Origin of the sequence: Novosphingobium sp. ERW19 (assembly GCF_012641315.1) — a bacterium.
Classification (GTDB): domain Bacteria; phylum Pseudomonadota; class Alphaproteobacteria; order Sphingomonadales; family Sphingomonadaceae; genus Novosphingobium.
The window spans coordinates 14,342-31,423 of the sequence record NZ_JABAIC010000009.1; the positions used below are offsets into that span (position 1 = coordinate 14,342).

General features: G+C 66.2%; 20 protein-coding genes. 8 read left to right on the forward strand and 12 right to left on the reverse strand.

The window, feature by feature from the left end:
- Positions 1-89: 89 nt before the first annotated feature.
- The 3 genes from HGI46_RS16305 to HGI46_RS16315 are packed head-to-tail and all read right to left on the reverse strand — an operon-like array spanning position 90 to position 2,559.
- Positions 90-662 carry a Smr/MutS family protein gene (locus tag HGI46_RS16305; RefSeq protein ID WP_168905104.1) on the reverse strand — a complete coding sequence of 191 codons (573 nt, stop codon included), beginning with the start codon at positions 660-662 and terminating at the stop codon, positions 90-92.
- Entirely contained in the window at positions 659-1,876 is a 1,218-nt protein-coding gene (locus HGI46_RS16310; RefSeq protein WP_346766757.1) for a murein transglycosylase A, read from the reverse strand. Before HGI46_RS16310 ends, HGI46_RS16305 begins: the two co-directional genes overlap by 4 nt.
- An 8-nt stretch (positions 1,877-1,884) precedes the next feature.
- Positions 1,885-2,559, reverse strand: a complete 675-nt coding sequence (locus tag HGI46_RS16315; RefSeq protein ID WP_162895945.1) for a Tim44/TimA family putative adaptor protein — start codon at positions 2,557-2,559, stop codon at positions 1,885-1,887.
- A gap of 269 nt (positions 2,560-2,828) precedes the next feature.
- Between HGI46_RS16315 and secB the strand changes: the two genes are divergently transcribed.
- From secB to HGI46_RS16335, 4 genes are all read left to right on the forward strand, one after another.
- Positions 2,829-3,347, forward strand: coding sequence for a protein-export chaperone SecB (secB, locus tag HGI46_RS16320; protein ID WP_168905105.1), 519 nt, complete (start codon positions 2,829-2,831; stop codon positions 3,345-3,347).
- 38 nt (positions 3,348-3,385) lie between these two features.
- On the forward strand, positions 3,386-4,957 hold the full coding sequence (gene murJ, locus HGI46_RS16325; protein WP_168905106.1) for a murein biosynthesis integral membrane protein MurJ: 1,572 nt from the start codon (positions 3,386-3,388) through the stop codon (positions 4,955-4,957).
- A 10-nt stretch (positions 4,958-4,967) separates the two neighbouring features.
- Positions 4,968-5,987, forward strand: a complete 1,020-nt coding sequence (trpS, locus tag HGI46_RS16330) for a tryptophan--tRNA ligase (protein ID WP_168905107.1) — start codon at positions 4,968-4,970, stop codon at positions 5,985-5,987.
- 230 nt (positions 5,988-6,217) lie between these two features.
- The gene (locus tag HGI46_RS16335) at positions 6,218-6,883 is read left to right on the forward strand and encodes a DUF4136 domain-containing protein (protein WP_240946850.1); all 666 of its coding nucleotides are present in this window, start codon (positions 6,218-6,220) and stop codon (positions 6,881-6,883) included.
- Between the two features lie 264 nt (positions 6,884-7,147).
- On the opposite strand, the gene HGI46_RS16340 is transcribed toward HGI46_RS16335, so the two are convergent.
- The 6 genes from HGI46_RS16340 to HGI46_RS16365 all read right to left on the reverse strand — a co-directional run bounded on the left by HGI46_RS16340 (position 7,148) and on the right by HGI46_RS16365 (position 11,810).
- Positions 7,148-7,621, reverse strand: a complete 474-nt coding sequence (locus HGI46_RS16340; RefSeq protein ID WP_205525272.1) for a DUF2721 domain-containing protein — start codon at positions 7,619-7,621, stop codon at positions 7,148-7,150.
- Positions 7,622-7,687: 66 nt separating this feature from the next.
- Positions 7,688-8,737, reverse strand: coding sequence for a copper resistance protein B (locus HGI46_RS16345; RefSeq protein WP_168905109.1), 1,050 nt, complete (start codon positions 8,735-8,737; stop codon positions 7,688-7,690).
- Positions 8,734-10,503: a copper resistance system multicopper oxidase gene (locus HGI46_RS16350; protein WP_168905110.1), complete on the reverse strand. Its 1,770-nt coding sequence runs from the start codon at positions 10,501-10,503 to the stop codon at positions 8,734-8,736. The genes HGI46_RS16345 and HGI46_RS16350 overlap by 4 nt, the downstream gene beginning before the upstream one ends.
- 26 nt (positions 10,504-10,529) lie before the next feature.
- Positions 10,530-11,096, reverse strand: coding sequence for an RNA polymerase sigma factor (locus HGI46_RS16355; protein WP_346766758.1), 567 nt, complete (start codon positions 11,094-11,096; stop codon positions 10,530-10,532).
- 4 nt (positions 11,097-11,100) lie between these two features.
- Positions 11,101-11,553, reverse strand: coding sequence for a periplasmic heavy metal sensor (locus HGI46_RS16360; protein WP_168905112.1), 453 nt, complete (start codon positions 11,551-11,553; stop codon positions 11,101-11,103).
- Entirely contained in the window at positions 11,553-11,810 is a 258-nt protein-coding gene (locus HGI46_RS16365) for a hypothetical protein (protein WP_168905113.1), read from the reverse strand. Before HGI46_RS16365 ends, HGI46_RS16360 begins: the two co-directional genes overlap by 1 nt.
- Before the next feature lie 143 nt (positions 11,811-11,953).
- Here HGI46_RS16365 and copC point away from each other — a divergent pair, with 143 nt between their 5' ends.
- The 4 genes from copC to fghA all read left to right on the forward strand — a co-directional run bounded on the left by copC (position 11,954) and on the right by fghA (position 14,506).
- Complete coding sequence (gene copC / locus HGI46_RS16370) at positions 11,954-12,331, forward strand: copper homeostasis periplasmic binding protein CopC (protein WP_118074646.1); 378 nt, start codon at positions 11,954-11,956, stop codon at positions 12,329-12,331.
- A gap of 15 nt (positions 12,332-12,346) precedes the next feature.
- A complete protein-coding gene (copD, locus tag HGI46_RS16375; RefSeq protein WP_168905114.1) occupies positions 12,347-13,192 on the forward strand; it encodes a copper homeostasis membrane protein CopD in 846 nt (281 codons plus the stop codon).
- A gap of 97 nt (positions 13,193-13,289) precedes the next feature.
- A complete protein-coding gene (locus HGI46_RS16380; RefSeq protein WP_118073045.1) occupies positions 13,290-13,661 on the forward strand; it encodes a VOC family protein in 372 nt (123 codons plus the stop codon).
- Positions 13,661-14,506 (forward strand): S-formylglutathione hydrolase, encoded by an 846-nt coding sequence (gene fghA / locus HGI46_RS16385; RefSeq protein WP_168905115.1) that lies wholly within the window; start codon positions 13,661-13,663, stop codon positions 14,504-14,506. Before HGI46_RS16380 ends, fghA begins: the two co-directional genes overlap by 1 nt.
- Before the next feature lie 154 nt (positions 14,507-14,660).
- Here fghA and nusB read toward each other — a convergent pair whose 3' ends face one another.
- The 3 genes from nusB to hisG are packed head-to-tail and all read right to left on the reverse strand — an operon-like array spanning position 14,661 to position 17,064.
- Positions 14,661-15,107: a transcription antitermination factor NusB gene (nusB, locus tag HGI46_RS16390; RefSeq protein ID WP_118073047.1), complete on the reverse strand. Its 447-nt coding sequence runs from the start codon at positions 15,105-15,107 to the stop codon at positions 14,661-14,663.
- Positions 15,104-16,393 carry a histidinol dehydrogenase gene (gene hisD, locus HGI46_RS16395; RefSeq protein ID WP_168905116.1) on the reverse strand — a complete coding sequence of 430 codons (1,290 nt, stop codon included), beginning with the start codon at positions 16,391-16,393 and terminating at the stop codon, positions 15,104-15,106. Before hisD ends, nusB begins: the two co-directional genes overlap by 4 nt.
- On the reverse strand, positions 16,393-17,064 hold the full coding sequence (gene hisG, locus HGI46_RS16400) for an ATP phosphoribosyltransferase (RefSeq protein WP_168905117.1): 672 nt from the start codon (positions 17,062-17,064) through the stop codon (positions 16,393-16,395). The genes hisD and hisG overlap by 1 nt, the downstream gene beginning before the upstream one ends.
- Between the last annotated feature and the right edge of the window lie 18 nt (positions 17,065-17,082).

Genomic DNA, 17,082 nt, shown 5'->3' on the forward strand with positions numbered 1-17,082 from the left:
TTTTTGCGACCGGCCCCTCCGTCATTCGCTGGCGCGAATGCCACCTCCCCGTTTGTGCTTTGCAAAAACGGGGAGGATTTTGGTGGGGTTCACCGCCCCTTCCGCAGCACGATATAAACCGCCCCCGCCCCGCCATGCCTCGGCTGCGCGGGGCGTACTGCTGCGATCTGGCTGGCGTGGGGGCTATGCGCTAGCCAATCCAAGAGTTTGGCGCGGATGGCGCCGCGGCGGTTGCCGCGTTGGTCTTGTTCGTCGTGGGGGCGGGGCTTGCCGGCGATGAGGAGCATGACGCGGGCGCCCATGGCGAGGGCTTGCGACAGGCTGGCATTGAGGCGGGCATGGGCGGCGTCTAGGGTCAGGCCGTGGAGATCTATGGTCACGTCGGGGATGATCGGCCCTCGTGCCAGTTTGCGGTCCCAGCTGGAATCGAGGCCGTGGTTTTGGAGGGGGCGGGCGACGGGCGTCGGCGTTGGCGTGGGAAGTGGCGGGGGGATGCGGCCTTTCACGCGCTTGGCCGGGAGCGGCGGCGGGAGTGTGGTGGCCAGCGCTGGCTCGGCCGCTTTTGCCTTGGGGCGCGGCGGGTGGATCGGGGTGATGGTGGCGGCGACCTTGTTCCACAGGTCGGCCTCTTCGGGGGAGAGGCCTCTCGGAGCCCTGCTCACTGCTGGCCGAGACGCGCCAGCGTCCCCTTGGGCAGGAGTATAAGGGCGCGGCCCCTTGCGCTCATGCCGCCGGCGATCTGGCGGGCTTCGGCGCCCGCGCCCCAGAAGCTGTCAAAGCGGTTGGCGCCCTGGATCGCGCCGCCGGTATCCTGCGCGACCCAAAGGCCGCTGGCTTCCTTGCGGTCCACCTGCAGCCAGACCGGCGCGCCCAGCGGCACGAAGGCGGGATCGGCGGCGACGGTGCTGCGGCCTGCGATGGGCACGTTCAGTGCGCCGACCGGGCCGGGGCCGGTCAATTCGCGGAAGAAGACGTAGCTGCGATTCTGGCGCATCAGCGCTTTGCCGGCATCGGGGAAATCGCGCAGGTATTGCTGAATGCCCTGCATCGAGCCGGAATACTGCCCGGGCGAGGCGCCGATCAGCCCACGCTCACGCATCAAGGAGCCGATGCCGGTGTAGGCGTGGCCGTTCTGTCCGGCGAACCCTAAGCGGATCACGCTGCCATCGGGGGCGCGCAGGCGGCCCGAGCCCTGGATCTGCAGGAAGAAGAACTCGACCGGATCGGCGGCCCAGGCGATTTCGAGGCCTTTGCCCTGCAGGGCGCCATCCTCGATCTGGCCGCGGTCGTGGTAGGCAGTGAACACGCCGGCATCGTCATAGCGGCCGAGCGGCATCTTGCCATCGGGCAGGGGTTGCGCATCGCCCGGCCTGGCGCGGACGAGGTCCTTCGGCAGGGCATAGACCGGCACGTCGTAGCCCGGCTGGCGGGTGCGGGACCCTGCGATCTCGGGCTCGAAATAGCCGGTGACGAAGGCCGCGCCATCGCCGACTTCGGCGGTTTCGAAATAGGTGGTGAAGAAACGCGCGGCTTCGCCAGCGGGCCAGGTGGCGGCGGCGGTGCAGGCGGGCGCCCAGTCTTCGGGCCGGGTGAGGCCGGAATTGTCGGTGCGGCGGGTCAGCCGGGGGCAGGACGTGGCGAAAGCCTGCAGGGCGGCGGCGGTGTTATCGGGCTTGAAGCCGAGGCCCGCGGTGACGGGGCCGCGCATGACGCCGGTGAGCGCGGCGGTGGCGGGTTTTACCGCAGGCGGGGTTGGCGGCGTGACCGGGCGCGGAGCACTGCCTTCGGGCACAAGGCGCACGCAGCCGCCAAGCAGAAAGAGCGCCGCGATGATCGCAGCGCTCTTCGTTTTACAGAACCCTTGAATGCCCCTCACTTGAAGCCTCAGGCCTCGTCGGTTTCGTCGAGCAGCCAGTCGGGATCGCGCGAGGTGAGGTCGCGGCGGAAGGTCCACAGATCGCGGGCTTCGATCGCATCGTCGAGCGAGCCGGCGATGACCTGCCCTTCCGCGTTGCGGGTGACCGAGGCGATGTCAGCCAGGAAGCGGACGGTGATGCGCGCGGTCTGTCCTGCGATCGAGGCGGCGACGATGCGCGCTTCCTCGATGCGAATCACGCGGGCGTCGATCACTTCGCCCGCAGCGGCGCGGGCATCGATGGCCGAGCTGAAGCCTTCGAAGACGTCAGCATCGCAGAGCTGGCGCAGATCGTCCTTGTCCCCGCGCCAGAAGGCTTCGAGGATCATGGTGTAGGCGCCCTTGGAGCCGGCAAGGAACTGCGCGACATCGAAACGGCGATCGGCCGAAATGATGGCGCGGACGCCGGCTTCGGCACTGTTGTCAAACGTGCTGGGCGCAGGCGCTGCGAGTTCGCGCGGGCGCGGCGCGGCGGAACCGCCTTGCTGCTGCACCGGCTGCTGCGCTTTGGCGGAGGGATCGGGCTGTTCGATCCGGCGGCGCATCGGCTCCTCGTCATGCTCGGGCCGGCGGCCGAGGACGGAGTAGAGGCGCAGGCCAAGGAAGGCCGCAATCATCGCCAGGATCACAATTTGAACAATCACGCGCAAGATTCCCGAACTGTCCATGGCCCCGGATCGGAAGACCTGAGCTCACGGCGTCATTCCAACGTGCCTCAAATAGGTACGGATTACAAATGAACAACGCGTGCATGACCCTTTGGGCTCATCCCTTGGCAAAGAATCTTGGCCAGTTGTGGCGCTGATGCGCCAGACGCTTGCGCAGAGCTTGACGAAGACAAGGCGGATTGCGGGTCTTTGGCCATGGTGCTAGTCGCGCGGCCAAGGGAAACCCACACAGAAAGCACGTCTACATGGCCGACGAAGGCAACATCATTTCGAATCTCAACGTCGATGGTCCCGTTCCCAACGGGGAAGACACTTCGCCCGCGATCGGCCTGATCTCGCAATATGTGAAGGACCTTTCGGTCGAGAACCCCAATGCGCCCGAATCCTACCAGTGGAGCGAAGCGCCCGACATCGCGGTGGATTTCAACATCTCGGCCCGCGTGATCCAGCCGGAGATCCACGAGATCGAGCTGAAGATCAACGTGACCTCGAAGGGCAGCCAGGGCACCGCGTTCATCGTCGAGCTGGCCTATTGCGGCCTCATCGGCATGCGCAACGTGCCCGACGACCAAGCCCATCCGTTCCTGTTCGCCGAAGGTCCGCGCATCCTGTTCCCGTTCGCCCGCCGCATCGTCGCCGATGCCGTGCGCGATGCAGGCTATCCGCCGCTGATGCTCGAGCCGATCGATTTCAACGGCCTGTACATGCAGCAGCTGGCGCAGGCCCAGGCGACCGCGGAAGCGACCCCGGCCGGTCAGGCCTGATCTGACAGACTGAATCCGGTGGCCCGAAGGGTGCGGCTATGAACCTCCTCAAGGCTACCGGATCGATTGGCGGGCTGACGCTGCTCAGCCGGATTCTCGGGCTGGTGCGCGACAGCCTGTTCGCGCGGTTCGTCGGCGCGGCGTTTGCCTCGGACGCGTTCCTTGTCGCGTTCCGGCTGCCCAACATGTTCCGCGCATTGTTCGCGGAAGGGGCGTTTGCCAGCGCCTTCATCCCGATGTTCAACAAGAAGGTCGCCGATCCGGAAGGCGCTGGCCTGCGCGACGGGCTGGACTTTGCCGAGGCGGCGCTCGCCGTGCTGCTGCCGGTGCTGCTGTTGATGACGGTGGTGCTGGAAGTCTTCGCCTGGCCGGTGACGCTGCTGCTTTCGGGCAAGTTCAACGGGGTGAGCGCCGACCAGTTCGCCTATGCGGTGGAACTTTCGCGCTGGACGATCCCGTACCTGATGCTGATCAGCATCGTTTCCTTGTTTGGCGGGATTCTCAATTCGCTGGGCAAGTTCTGGGTCAACGCGGCGGCGCCGATCCTGCTGAACCTGACGCTGATCGTGGCGCTGCTGGGCTTCCATTCCGACGATCCGCTGGTGACGGCGCGCAATCAGGCGATTGCGGTGTCGGTATCGGGCGCGTTGCAGCTGGCGTGGCTCGCATGGGCCTGCCGGAAGAACGGGGTGCGGCTGCGCCTTAGGCGACCAAGGCTTTCGCCGGAAGTGAAGCAGTTGCTCAAGCTGATCCTGCCGGCGGCGGCAGGCGCGGGTGCAGTGCAGATCAATCTGGTGATCTCGACGGCCCTTGCCGCATCGCTGCTCGATCACGGCTCGGTCACCTACATCTACATGGCCGACCGGCTGAACCAGTTGCCGCTGGGGCTGATCGGCATCGGCCTTGGCACCGTGCTGCTGCCGACGATCTCGCGCCAGCTGGGCGGGGGCGAGGAGGCTGCGGCGATGGAGACGCAGAACCGGGGCATGGAACTGGCGCTGCTGTTGACCCTGCCTGCCACGGTGGCGCTGGTGCTGTGCGGCGAGCCGATTGCGGCGGCGCTGTTCGGCTATGGCAAGTTTGACGCGCAGGACACGCATTTCACCGCGCAGGCGCTGGCGGCGTTCTCGATCGGGCTGCCGAGCTATATTCTCGTCAAGGTGCTGACGCCCGGATACTACGCGCGGCAGGATACGAAGACGCCGGTGCGCTATGCCACGATCTCGATGGTGGTGAACCTTGCTGGCAACCTCGCGCTGATCGTGCCGCTCAGGCACATGGGGCCACCGCTGGCGACGGCGATAGCCTCGACCGTCAATGTCTGGCTGCTCTATCACACGCTGGTCAAGCGCGGGCACTTTGCGGCGGACGCGCGGCTCAAGCGGCGCACCGTGCGGCTGGCGCTGGCAGCGCTGGCGATGGGCGCGTTGCTGTGGGCCGGCCAAGGGCTGGTGATGCCCTATGTCCATGGCACGTGGACCCTGCGCATTGCGGCGATGGCTGCACTGGTCACCAGTGGGGTCGTCGTCTATGGCCTTGCCGCCGTCCTGACCGGGGCTTTCCGGGTGGACGACCTCAAGCTTCTCCTGCGGCGCCGCCGCTCCAACTGAAGGCAGTTCAATGCGTATCGTTTCGGGCATCCAGCCAACCGGCAATCTCCACCTTGGCAACTACCTGGGTGCGATCCGGAACTGGGTGCGCATGCAGGACGAGTGGTCGGCCAAGGGCGGGCAGTGCCTCTATTTCCTTGCCGATCTGCACGCGATTTCGATGCCGCATTCTCCCGCAGAACTCGCCGCCAACACGCGTGAGATGGTGGCGGCGCTGGTTTCGTGCGGGATCGATCCCGACAAGTCGATCCTGTTCAACCAGGCGCAGGTGCCCGCCCATGCCGAACTGCAATGGCTGCTCAACGGCACGGCGCGTATGGGCTGGCTGAACCGCATGACGCAGTGGAAGGACAAGGCGGGCAAGAACCGCGAGGGCGCGTCCGTCGCGCTGTTCACCTATCCGGTGCTGCAGGCGGCTGACGTGCTGCTCTACCAGGCGACTCACGTGCCGGTGGGCGAGGACCAGAAGCAGCATCTGGAACTGGCGCGCGACATCGCGCAGAAGTTCAACAACGACTTCTGTGCCGAGGACGCACCGCTGTTCACGCTGCCCGATCCGATCATTCCGCCCGAGGCCGCGCGCATCATGTCGTTGCGCGATGGCAGCGCGAAGATGAGCAAGTCCGATCCTTCTGACATGAGCCGTATCAACCTGACCGACGATGCCGATGCGATCATGCAGAAGGTGAAGAAGGCCAAGACCGATCCCGAGCCGCTGCCGGGCACGGTGGAGGGCCTCGCCGGGCGGCCCGAGGCGAACAACCTCGTCGGCATCTATGCGGCGATGGCCGGGACCACCCCGGCCGCAGTGCTGGCGCAATTCGAGGGCAAGGGCTTCGGCCAGTTCAAGCCGGCGCTGGGCGAACTGCTGGTCGAGACGCTGTCGCCGATGGCGGCACGCTATCGCCAGCTGCGCGAGGACGGCGAGGCGCTGGACGCGATTCTGGCCAAGGGTGCGTTGAAGGCGCGGGATCTGGCAGCGCCGACGCTCAGGCAGACCTATCAGGCATTGGGCCTTGTAAGGGGCTGATTTTCCGTCAGTTCGTTGCAAAACATTACGTGCCTGCAACATATGTTGCAGGCACCATTCAACGTGCATTCAGCACTTCCCGTCCAAAAAGGCGGCATGCTATGCAGTGCGTGTGTCTGGCAAGGGGCGGCGGACGCATAACAGGAGTCGCAAGGATGAATTCCGTTTCCAAAGTGAAGCCCTCGTCTTCCGGCAAGCGCCGTCTTCTGGGGCTTTCGGCTGTTTCGCTGATGCTCGTCTCGCTCGCCGGGTGTGCCACGCCGTTCAAGGCTGACGTCAAGCGTTTCCAGGCGCAGTTGCCGGCACCGGCTGGCCAGACCTTCGCGGTCGTGGCCGACGATCCCCGGGATGCAGGCGGGCTCGAGTTCGCGCAGTACGCCTCGCTGGTTGGTCGGCAGATGGAAAAGCTGGGTTATCAGCCCGCTTCCGCTGAAACCGCGGACCTGCTGGTCAAGTTCGACTACGGTATCGATGGCGGGCGTGACCGCGTCCGTTCCACCGGCTTTGCCGACCCGTTCTGGGGCGGTTGGGGTGGCTGGGGCGGCTGGGGCCCGGGTTGGGGCCCAGGATATGGTCGCTGGGGCCGTCGTGGCATAGTCGGCGGCGGCTGGGGCTGGGGATGGAACGACCCGTTCTTCTTTGGCGGCGGTGGCTGGGGTGGCGGCGTTGACGTCGTGACCGTCTACACCTCGGGCATGGACCTGAAGATTGACCGCCGTGCCGATGGCCAGCGCCTGTTCGAAGGCAAGGCCGAAGCAGCCTCGTCGTCGAATCGCCTGTCCTATGTCGTGCCGAACCTCGTCGAGGCGATGTTCACCGACTTCCCCGGCAACAACGGGGAAACGGTGAGGATCTCGATCGCGCCGGAAAAGAAGACGGTGAAGAAGGTCAACTGACCTTTAATGCGCTGAAATTCGGGAAGGCCTCGCAGCGATGCGGGGCCTTTCTGCTTGTGCGGCAGGCGTGGTGTTGTGCGTTTGCATCAGGTTTGCGCCATGCTGCGCGCGAAAGCGGATTGTTTGTGACAGCCCTTGGGGGATGCGCTATTCAGCCCGCGTAAACGTTGCCCGACGCGGCCTTGGGAGAGGATGCGACAACGTTCGCGCCGCGTCGGGCTTTCTACGTTCCCACATCATCGAAGCGCCTGAACACCGTGCGGGTCACTGCCGGTGCGGGATATCGCGTTCGAGCTCGAGCAATTCCTGCGGCAGGCGCAAGGAGCTGGCGGCTATGCGCGTTTCCAGCAGGAGATAGACCAGGGCAATCATCAGCAGCGCGATGGCGCCGAAGAAGGTGATGCCGGTAAGGTTGCGCAGTTCGAGCCCGGCCATTTCACCGATGAACAGCGATCCCACGGTGACGCCGATCGCGAGGCCGGACACGACCAGCAGCAGCAGCGCCCGGCCGATGAGATGGATGCGGCGATCGACATAGCGAATCTCGATCACGACAAGATCATGCTCCCGGCCCGAGGTCTGCGCGTGCTGGCTTTGCAGGGCGCGGGACCGGTCGACGATACGGCCAAGCCGCGTCGTGAGGATGTTCATGATATTGCCGATCGCCACGAGGACGAACACCGGGGCAAGGGCCAGCTGGATGGTCTGGGCGATCACGCCTGCATGGCCCGGATTCATGAAAACACTCGCTGCATCCGGGCTTTGTCGCACGTTGCCGCGCAAGCGGGCAAGCCGGATACGAATTCAGAACCACATCCTTAAGCCGACCACGGCGCTGACCTGCGAGGGACTTTCGCCTTCGAGGCGCGCCAGCCGGGCCGTTTCGCCAAGCTTGCGCTCCCAGTGTACACCGACATAGGGCGCGAATTCGCGCGCGAATTCATAGCGGACGCGGGTGCCCAGTTCGACCTTTTCAAGGCCCGCGCCGATGCCGAGTTCCGGCACGTCCTGCGCAGCAGCGTCGATCTCTATCGAGGGTTGCAGGATCAGGCGCTGGGTCAGGCGCATGTCGTGCTCTGCCTCGAGCCGGAAGTGCACGTCGCCCTTGTTCGAGACGAAAGCGTGGGCGCCGACTTCGAACCAGTAGGGGGCAAGGCCTTCGAAGCCGATCACGCCGTAGGTGCGATCGGGGCCAGCGCCGAAGTCCTGCCGCGCGCCGAGTTCGAAGTTCCACCACGGATCGAGCGCGTGGCGCCAGGCGGCGCGAACTTCGCCGGTTTCAAGCGGTTCGCCGAAGGCACCTTCGCCTTCGGTTTCGACGGCGAGGCGGTCAATATCGCCGCCGATCCAGCCCATGGCCTGCCACGCATAGCCGTCCTTGCCATTGCGCGGGCGATATTCGAGGCGATCGAGGATCAGTGCGTTGCCGAAGAAGCGCCCTTCCTTTGACAAATCGGCGCGGGCCTGCGCCATGCGCTGCTTGTCCCAGAAGGCATCGGCGGGATTGTCGGTCGGGACGGGCGGCGGCGGTGCATTGCCGACTTCGCTGTCGGTTACAGTGGGCATGGCATGGCCCATGTGGGCCGAGTGATCCATCGGCGCAGTGTCGGCGGGGGCGTCGGCGGGGGCGGCGGCGGGCGTGTCTGGCGCTGGCTGCTGGTGCATGGAGTGGTCCATGCCCTGCATTGCCGGCTCCTCGGCAGTCTGGCCGTCCATGGCGCCCATGTCGTGCCCGGAATGATCCATCTGGCCCTGCATCTGGCTCATATCGTGGCCGGCGTGCGGGTCCTGCGCTTCCTGGGCGAGGGCGGGCGTCGCGATCAGGGCCGCACCGGCGAGCAGCAGGCGCTTCATGCCGCGTCTCCCGAGCTGCGCACAGTCACGACGCGCATCATCCCGGCGTGCATGTGCAGCAGCATGTGGCAGTGGAACGCCCAGTCGCCCTCGGCATCGGCGGTGAGATCGAAGCTGGCCTTGCCGCCGGGCAGGACGTTGACGGTGTGCTTGCGCGGGCGGTTGCCCGGCTCTCCCGTGACCAGTTCGAAGAAGTGGCCGTGCAGGTGGATCGGGTGCGGCATCATCGTGTGATTGATCAGGTTCACCCGCACCCGCTCTCCCTTGCGGAAGGGGATCGGCTTGGCGCCGTCGGAGATGGTTTCGCCATCGATGGACCACATGTAGCGCTCCATGTTGGCGGTGAGGTTCACGTCGATCTGGCGCGACGGCGTGCGGCGATCGGGGTTGGCATCGCGCGAGCGCAGATCGGCATAAGTCAGCACGCGGTGGTCGACATCCTCGAGGCCAGTCGGCTTGTCGGCCAGACGGTCGGCGGGCATTGGCGAGATCGTGGCGACGCCCGGCCCCGGCTTCACGCCGGGCGCAAGGGAGAGGTCGCGCATCTTCATGGAATGGCCGGCCATGCTTTCGTTGGCGGGCTGGGACAGGTCGATCTCGCCGCCCGTCCCCATGTCCATCCCGCTCATGTCCATGCCCATGTCGCGCATGGTGAGGACAGGGCGGGCGCGGCGGGCGGGGATGGCCCCGGCCATGCCGATCTGCGGCGCAAGCGTGGCACGGACCAGGCCGGAACGGTCGATCGCCTCGGCGATGATGCCGAAGGGGGTGGTTTCGGTCGGCTGCACGATCACGTCGTAGGTTTCGGCAATCGCGATCTGGAACTCATCCGTCTCGACCGGCTGGACGTTGCAGCCGTCGGCCGCGACGACAGTCATCGGCAGGCCGGGGATGCGGAAGTTGAAGTTGGTCATCGACGAGGCGTTGATGATGCGCAGCTTGACCCGTTCGCCGGGACGGAACAGCGCGGTCCAGTTGGCGGCGGTGTCGTGCCCGTTGATGACGAAGGAATAGGTCGCGCCGGTGACGTCCGAGATGTCGGTCGCATCCATGCGCATCTTCGCCCATTCGAGCCGGTCCTTGAGGCTTTGGTCACGGCCTTTCAGCAAGCCGCCCACGGTTTGCCGTTGCCAGTTGAAATAGCCACCCATGGCCTTCAACTTGCGCAGCTGCTCGTGCGGGTTCATCGGGCTCCAGTCCGCCAGCATCAGCACGTATTCGCGGTCGAACGGGGCGGCGGTGTCGGGCTCGGCGGGGTCGATCAGGATCGGGCCGTAAAGCCCTTCGGCCTCCTGCATTCCCGAGTGCGAATGATACCAGAAGGTGCCGGAGTGCGCGATCGGGAACTCGTATGTGAAGGTCTCGCCCGGATCGATGCCGGGGAACGACAGGCCGGGCACGCCGTCCATCTGGAACGGCACCAGCAGCCCGTGCCAGTGGATCGAGCTTTGTTCACCCAGCGTGTTGGTAACGGCGATGCGCACCTTCTGCCCTTCGCGCAGGCGGATGAGCGGGGCGGGGATCGAACCGTTGACCGCGATGGCGGGGGCAGAACGATCCCCCACCGCGAACTTCGCCGCGCCGATGGACAGGGCAATGCTCTCGCCCGAAAGCACGCCGCCGGTGTTGCGCCCGGCCATGGCGCCGCCTTTACGCGAATGGCCGCCGTGGCCCGATTGCGCCCAGGCAGGGACAAGCGGCATTGCGGCGAGGCTACCTGCTCCGAGAAGCAGGTTGCGGCGATTGAGATGGAGCGTGTCGGTCATTACCTGCGATTACGCAGGACGACGGCTTATCCCTCAAGCATTTCCGACAATTTCTGCCGTGCCCGGTAGATCCGCGTTTCGACGGCCTTCTCGGTAAGGCCGAGCACGTCGGCGGCTTCGGCCATGCTCATTCCTTCGAGGCGGCACAGGATCAGCGGGTCCTTGAGATTGGCCGGAAGCGCGGCGATGGCGGCCGAGACGCGGGCGAACTCGCGCCGCGATATGGCTTCAGCTTCGGGATCGAGGCCGTGGTCGGCAACGTCGAAGGCATCTTCGAGGGGCCGCGCCATGCGGAACAGCCGCCGCACCGCACGGCGCCGCGCCCAATCACGGCACTTGTTGACGGCGATGCGCATCAGCCAGGCGCGAAACGGGCGGGCGGCATCGAACTTCGCCAGCGCGGCGAAGGCGGCGATGAACGCTTCCTGCGTGACGTCGAGCGCTTCGCCCTCGTCGCCGGTGTGGTGACGGGCGAGCCGGTACACGGCCTCGCGATGGCGTGCCATCAGCGTTGCGTAGGCGCTTTGCCTGCCGGCAAGCGCGCTGGCGACCAGCTGTGGGTCGCTTTCGTCTGGAGCGTCGCCCCCCGCCACCGGATCAGCGGCGGTCGGGCGAAGGGGGGGCGGGCGCGGTGAGGGCGCGGGCGATCTCGCGGTCGAAAATCGCCTGCTGGCTGGGGTTGAGCACTGCGCGCATCGCGAAGACATGGGCCAGCGTCGCCTTCTGCAGCTCGCCCATCGCCATGTGCGAGGCATCGACCGCGCCGGTCACCTTGGGGCCGATCTGGTGTTCGCTCTCGATCGCGCGGGCGAGATCTGCGTTCGAAGCGCGCAGGCGCTCGTCCAGCGTGCGGCGCTTGTTTGCGAATTCCGTCTCGAGCCGGTCGATCTCCAGGTTCTGCTGCGCCGAGAGATCGAGCCGCTCGTGCATGAGCTGGTGCAGTTCACTGCCGTGCTGCATCGGCATGAAGCCGCGCGCAAAGTGGCTGGCGGCAAGGGCGACGGCGGCCGAGACCACTGCCACCACGACATAGCGCAAGGCCGCGCCCATCAGTCCGCCAGCAGGTGCGAGGGCGCGCCCGAAGGCACGCCGAACAGGGGTTCCGCCTGGGCAGGCGCTGCAGGGGCGACTGAGCCGACGATTCCGACGACGGCGGCAATCGCCACGGCCATGACCATGCCGCGCCGTGCCGTGGCACTCTCGCGCCTGCGGGCGAGGCCGCGCATCACCTCTTCATCGATGACGAAGAGTGCAGGCGGAGGTGCTTTGGCGGCAAGAGCGCCCAAGAGTTCGTCGATATCGGCCATTGCTGGCTGGGTTCCTTTTTCCACGCAATTCCCATTACGCGCGCTCGGGCAAAATCCCTCAAGACAAAATTTGCGCTATGGCTTGAGGGATGCCGGGAATTGCTGCGTAAACCCTCCTAGATCCCAACCCGAAAGGACTTCCCATGCGCCGTCTTGCGCTCCTTGCTGCTCCTGCCCTTGCCATGCTGGCCATGCCCGGCGCAGCCTTTGCCCATCCCAAGCTCCTTTCGTCCAACCCGGCCCCGAATACGGCCGTGGCCAAGCCGACCAAGCTGACCCTGACGTTCTCAGAAGAGCTGGTCGGTCCGCTTTCGGGCATTGAGCTGGTGATGACCGGCATGCCGGGCATGGCCAACCATGCGCCGATGCCGATCAAGGGCTTCAAGACCGCCGCTGCCGGCAAGGTCCTGACCATCACCCTGCCGCGCGCTCTTCCGGCGGGCAGCTATAACCTCAAGTGGCATGCGGTTGCTGCCGACCAGCACCGCATCGAAGGCCAGTACGCCTTCACCGTTCGCTGATTCGGCCAAGGGGGCGTGGAAACGACGGGCCTGCTGACCGCGCGGGCGGCGGCGTATCTTGCGCTGCTGCTCGTGGCGGGCGTGCCGCTGCATGCGCTGGCGGCGGGGCAGGTGCTGGCGTTCCGCGCCCGACTTGTGCTGGCACTGCTGGCCATCGTCGCCGCTTTTGCCTCTGCATGGTGGGCGCTGGAAAGCGTTGCCGCCATGGCCGGCATCAGCCTTGCCGAACTGGATCAGGCGACGGCGGAGGTCGTGCTGGCGCAGACGCCGCTCGGCAAGGTCATGGAATGGCGGCTGACGGCGCTGGCCGCAGTGTTCCTCGCCTGCTTCTTGCCGCTTCGCGTGTTGCGCCTGCCGATCCTGGCGCTGGCTGGGGGCATCGCGCTCGGCTCGGTGGCCTGGACGGGGCATGCCGGGGCCAGCGAAATGGCGCTTCACCGTGTATCGGACGTGGCGCATGTCCTTGCCGCAGCGACGTGGATGGGCGCTCTGGCCGTATTCGTCACTTCGGCTTTCTCCCGCGAGGGGGCTGACATTGCCGCACTTGCGCGCTTTGCCCGCACCGGGAGCGCGGTGGTGGCGGTCCTCATCCTGACTGGCCTGCTCAACACGCTGGTGATTGCCGGCTGGCCGATGGCGTTCGAGGCGCGCTGGTTCAGCATACTTGCGGTGAAGCTGGCGCTGTTCGCGGCCATGCTGGCGCTGGCCGCCGGGAACCGCTGGCGTATCGTCCCGGCGCTGGAGCGGGGCGATAAGGGCGCCACGGCACGTCTGCGCCGATCGCTTGTGCTGGAATTCGCTGCAGGCATCGGTGTTGTCGGCGCGGTAGCACTGCTTGGCGTGCTCGATCCCTTGGTCTGAGGCCAAATGGCAACAAAGAATTCCCATCCGGGCGCTTGACCGCGCAAGCCAGTGGCTTAGCTCTCTTGCCGCTGCAACCTGTCAACGGGAGAGAGCTATGTTCAGCCATGTGATGGTTGGCGCCGACGATATCGACGCTGCCAAGAAGTTCTACGATGCCACCTTCGCTGCGTTCGGCGGGCCGGAAGCGATCACCGATCCCAAGGGCCGCCTGATCTATCAGCACAACGGCGGGCTGTTCATCGTGACCAAGCCGATCAATGGCGAGCCTGCCTGCGGCGCCAACGGTGGCACGATCGGCTTCCGCATGAACCCGGAACAGGCCAACGCCTGGCACGCCGCCGGCGTTGCGGCTGGTGGTACGGCTTGCGAAGACCCGCCGGGGCCGCGCGAAGGTTCGCCCTATTATCTGGCTTATCTGCGCGATCCGGCCGGCAACAAGCTCTGCGCGCTGGACATTATCGCCTGATGACACTCGAAACGGTCTCGACTTCGAAGGCGCACGGCGGAACGCTGGGCGTCTACAAGCATGAGTCCGCCGCGACGGGGACGGGGATGACCTTTTCGGTCTTCCTGCCCCCGCAGGCGGTGGACGGCGCTAAGTTGCCGGTGCTGGTCTACCTTTCCGGGCTGACCTGCACCCACGTCAACGTCACCGACAAGGGCGAGTACCGCAAGGCCTGTGCCGAACTCGGGATCGTCTTCGTTGCGCCCGATACGTCGCCGCGGGGCGAAGGCGTGGCTGACGATGCGGAAGGCGCCTACGATTTCGGCCTTGGCGCAGGGTTCTACGTGAACGCCACGCAGGAGCCCTTCGCGCAGCACTATCGCATGTGGGATTACATTGCCGAGGAACTGCCCGCGCTGCTGGGCGCGAATTTCCCGGTCGATCTGGATCGCATGGGGATCACCGGCCATTCGATGGGCGGCCATGGCGCACTGACGCTGGGGCTGACGTACCCGGAGAAGTTCAAGTCGCTTTCGGCCTTCGCGCCGATCGTGGCGCCGGGGCAGGTGCCATGGGGGCACAAGGCTTTGGGCGGCTATCTTGGCGATGACCGGGCGGCGTGGCGCAAGCATGATGCCGTGGCGCTGATCGAGGATGGCAAGCGTCCGGCGGGTGCGGTGCTGGTCGATCAGGGCGATGCCGATGGCTTCCTTGCCGAACAGCTGCGTCCTGAACTGCTGGAGGCTGCCTGCAAGGCGGCAGGCGTGGACCTGACGCTGCGGCTGCAGCCGGGTTACGACCACAGCTACAACTTCATCTCGACGTTCATGGAAGACCACATCCGCTGGCACGCCGAGCGGTTGTAATCGACAAGATCCTCCCCGTTTTCGCGGAACGCGCAAACGGGGAGGTGGCATTCGCGGTAGCGAATGACGGAGGGGTTCGATCCCCTCCACCACCAGCTGCGCTGGCGGTCCCCCTCCCCAATTGTCCTGCGGAAAATCGGGGAGGATTTGGAAGTTAACGCACGTCCTTCGCCACGGCGTCCAGCACGCCGTTGACGAACTTCGCCTCGCGCTCTTCGAAGAAGGCGTGGGCGACGTCGACGTATTCGGTGATCACCGTCGCCACCGGCACGTCCTTGCGGGCCATCAGTTCGTAGGAGCCGGCGCGCAGGATCTGCAACATGGTCTTGTCGAGGCGGGCGAGCGACCAGCCCTTGGCGAGCTTGGCCGAAAGCAGCAGGTCGATCTCGTTGCGGCGGGCGTCGACGCCCTTCACGACGTCATCGAAGAAGGCGACGTCGGCCTTGAGGTATTCGACGTCCTCGATCTCTGCGCCGAGGCGGTGCTGGTGGAACTCGTCCAGCAGCAGGTGGAGCGCGGTCTGCTCCATGTCGGCCTGATAGAGCGCCTGCACGGCGGCGAGGCGCGAGGCGGCGCGGGCCTTGCCCGAGATCGCGTTCACAGGCCGAGCCTTACTTCGATAGAACGGGCGTGGGCGGCAAGGCCCTCGGCCTCCGCAAGGGCGATGGCGGCGGGGCCGACGGCGGCAAGCGCGGCGTCAGTCGCCTCGATAAAGCTGGTGCGTTTCATGAAATCCAGAACGGAAAGGCCCGAGGAAAAGCGCGCGCGGCGCCCGGTGGGCAGGACGTGGTTCGGCCCGGCGACGTAATCGCCGACGGCTTCGGGGGTCATGCGGCCAAGGAAGACCGAGCCGGCATGGCGGATCTGGTCGAACAGGACCTGCGGATCGTCGGTGGCGATCTCGACGTGTTCGGCGGCAAGGGCATTGGCCAGCGCGGGCGCTTCATCGAGCGAGTCCACGACGATGATCACGCCGTAATCGTCCCAGCTGGCCTTGGCGACCCTGGCGGTCGGCAGCATGGCGATCTCGACGCCGACCATGTCCGCCACCTGATCGGCAAAGGCGGCATCGTCGGTGATCAGGATCGACTGGGCGACCGGATCGTGTTCGGCCTGGCTGAGCAGGTCGGCGGCGATCCACTGCGGGTCATTCTTCGAGTCCGCAATCACGAGGATTTCGGAAGGCCCCGCGACCATGTCGATGCCGACCACGCCGAACAGCTGGCGCTTGGCTTCCGCCACCCAGGCATTGCCGGGTCCGGTGATGACATCGACCGGCTTGATCCTGGCGGTGCCATAGGCCAGCGCGGCCACCGCCTGCGCCCCACCGACGCGCCAGACTTCGTCGGCTCCGGCGAGGTGGGCGGCGGCGAGGACCAGCGGATTGGCCTCACCCTTGGGCGTCGGGGTGACGACGACGAGGCGCTCGACGCCGGCAACCTTGGCGGGAATCGCGTTCATCAGCAGTGATGAGGGATAGGCCGCGCGGCCGCCGGGGACGTAGAGTCCGGCGCCATCGACCGCGCTCCACCGCGCGCCCAGGCGCATGCCGCTGGCGTCGGTGTAGTCGCGGTTTTCCGGCAACTGGGCGCGGTGATAATCGCGGATACGCTGGGCGGCGAGTTCGAGCGCGGCGCGCAGATCGGGCTGCAGCGCGTCGAAGGCTTCGCGGCAGGCTTCGGGCGAAATGCGCCAGTCATCCTCGCCGGGGGCGTGGCCATCGAACTTCGCGGTATATTCGGCCAGCGCTTCATCGCCGCGCAGGCGCACGTCCTCGATGATCGTCTGCACGTCGCGCGCGACGTTCTCGTCGCTCTCGCGGCGGTCCTTGACGAGGCGGGCGAAGGCCTTGGCAAAGCCGGGATCGCTGGATTTCAGGCGCAGCATCAGGCGGCCTTCCTTGCGGCGACCATCTCGCGGAAGGCATCGACCAGGCCGCCCATGCGGGCGCTGTCAGTCTTCAAGGCGGCGCGGTTGACGATCAGGCGGGCCGAAACGGGGAGGATCTGGCTGGTTTCGACAAGGCCGTTCTCCTTGAGCGTGCGACCGGTCGACACGAGGTCGACAATGCGGCTGGCAAGGCCCAGCGAAGGGGCCAGTTCCATCGCGCCGTTGAGCTTCACGACTTCGGCCTGGACGCCGAGCTTTTCGAAGTGGCGGCGCGTCAGGTTGGGGTACTTGGTGGCCACGCGGGCGTGGCTTTCGCGCGCGTTCGCGCCGCTTTCGACCATGCTCACCGGCTCGGCCACGGAAAGGCGGCAGTGGCCGATGTCGAGATCGACCGGGGCATAGAGATCGGCATAGTCGAACTCGTCGATCACGTCCGATCCCACAACGCCCGCATGGGCCGCGCCATGCGCCACGAAGGTCGCCACGTCGAAAGCGCGGACGCGAATGATCTTCACGTCGTCGCGGTTGGTGGCGAAGGACAGTGCGCGCGAGGCCTTGTTAAAGAAATCGGCCTCGGGCACGATCCCGGCCTTCTCGAGCAGAGGCAGGGCCTCGTCGAGGATGCGGCCCTTGGGCAGGGCGAAAACGAGCGGTGCGGCGGTGGACATAACCCGCCGCCCTTATGG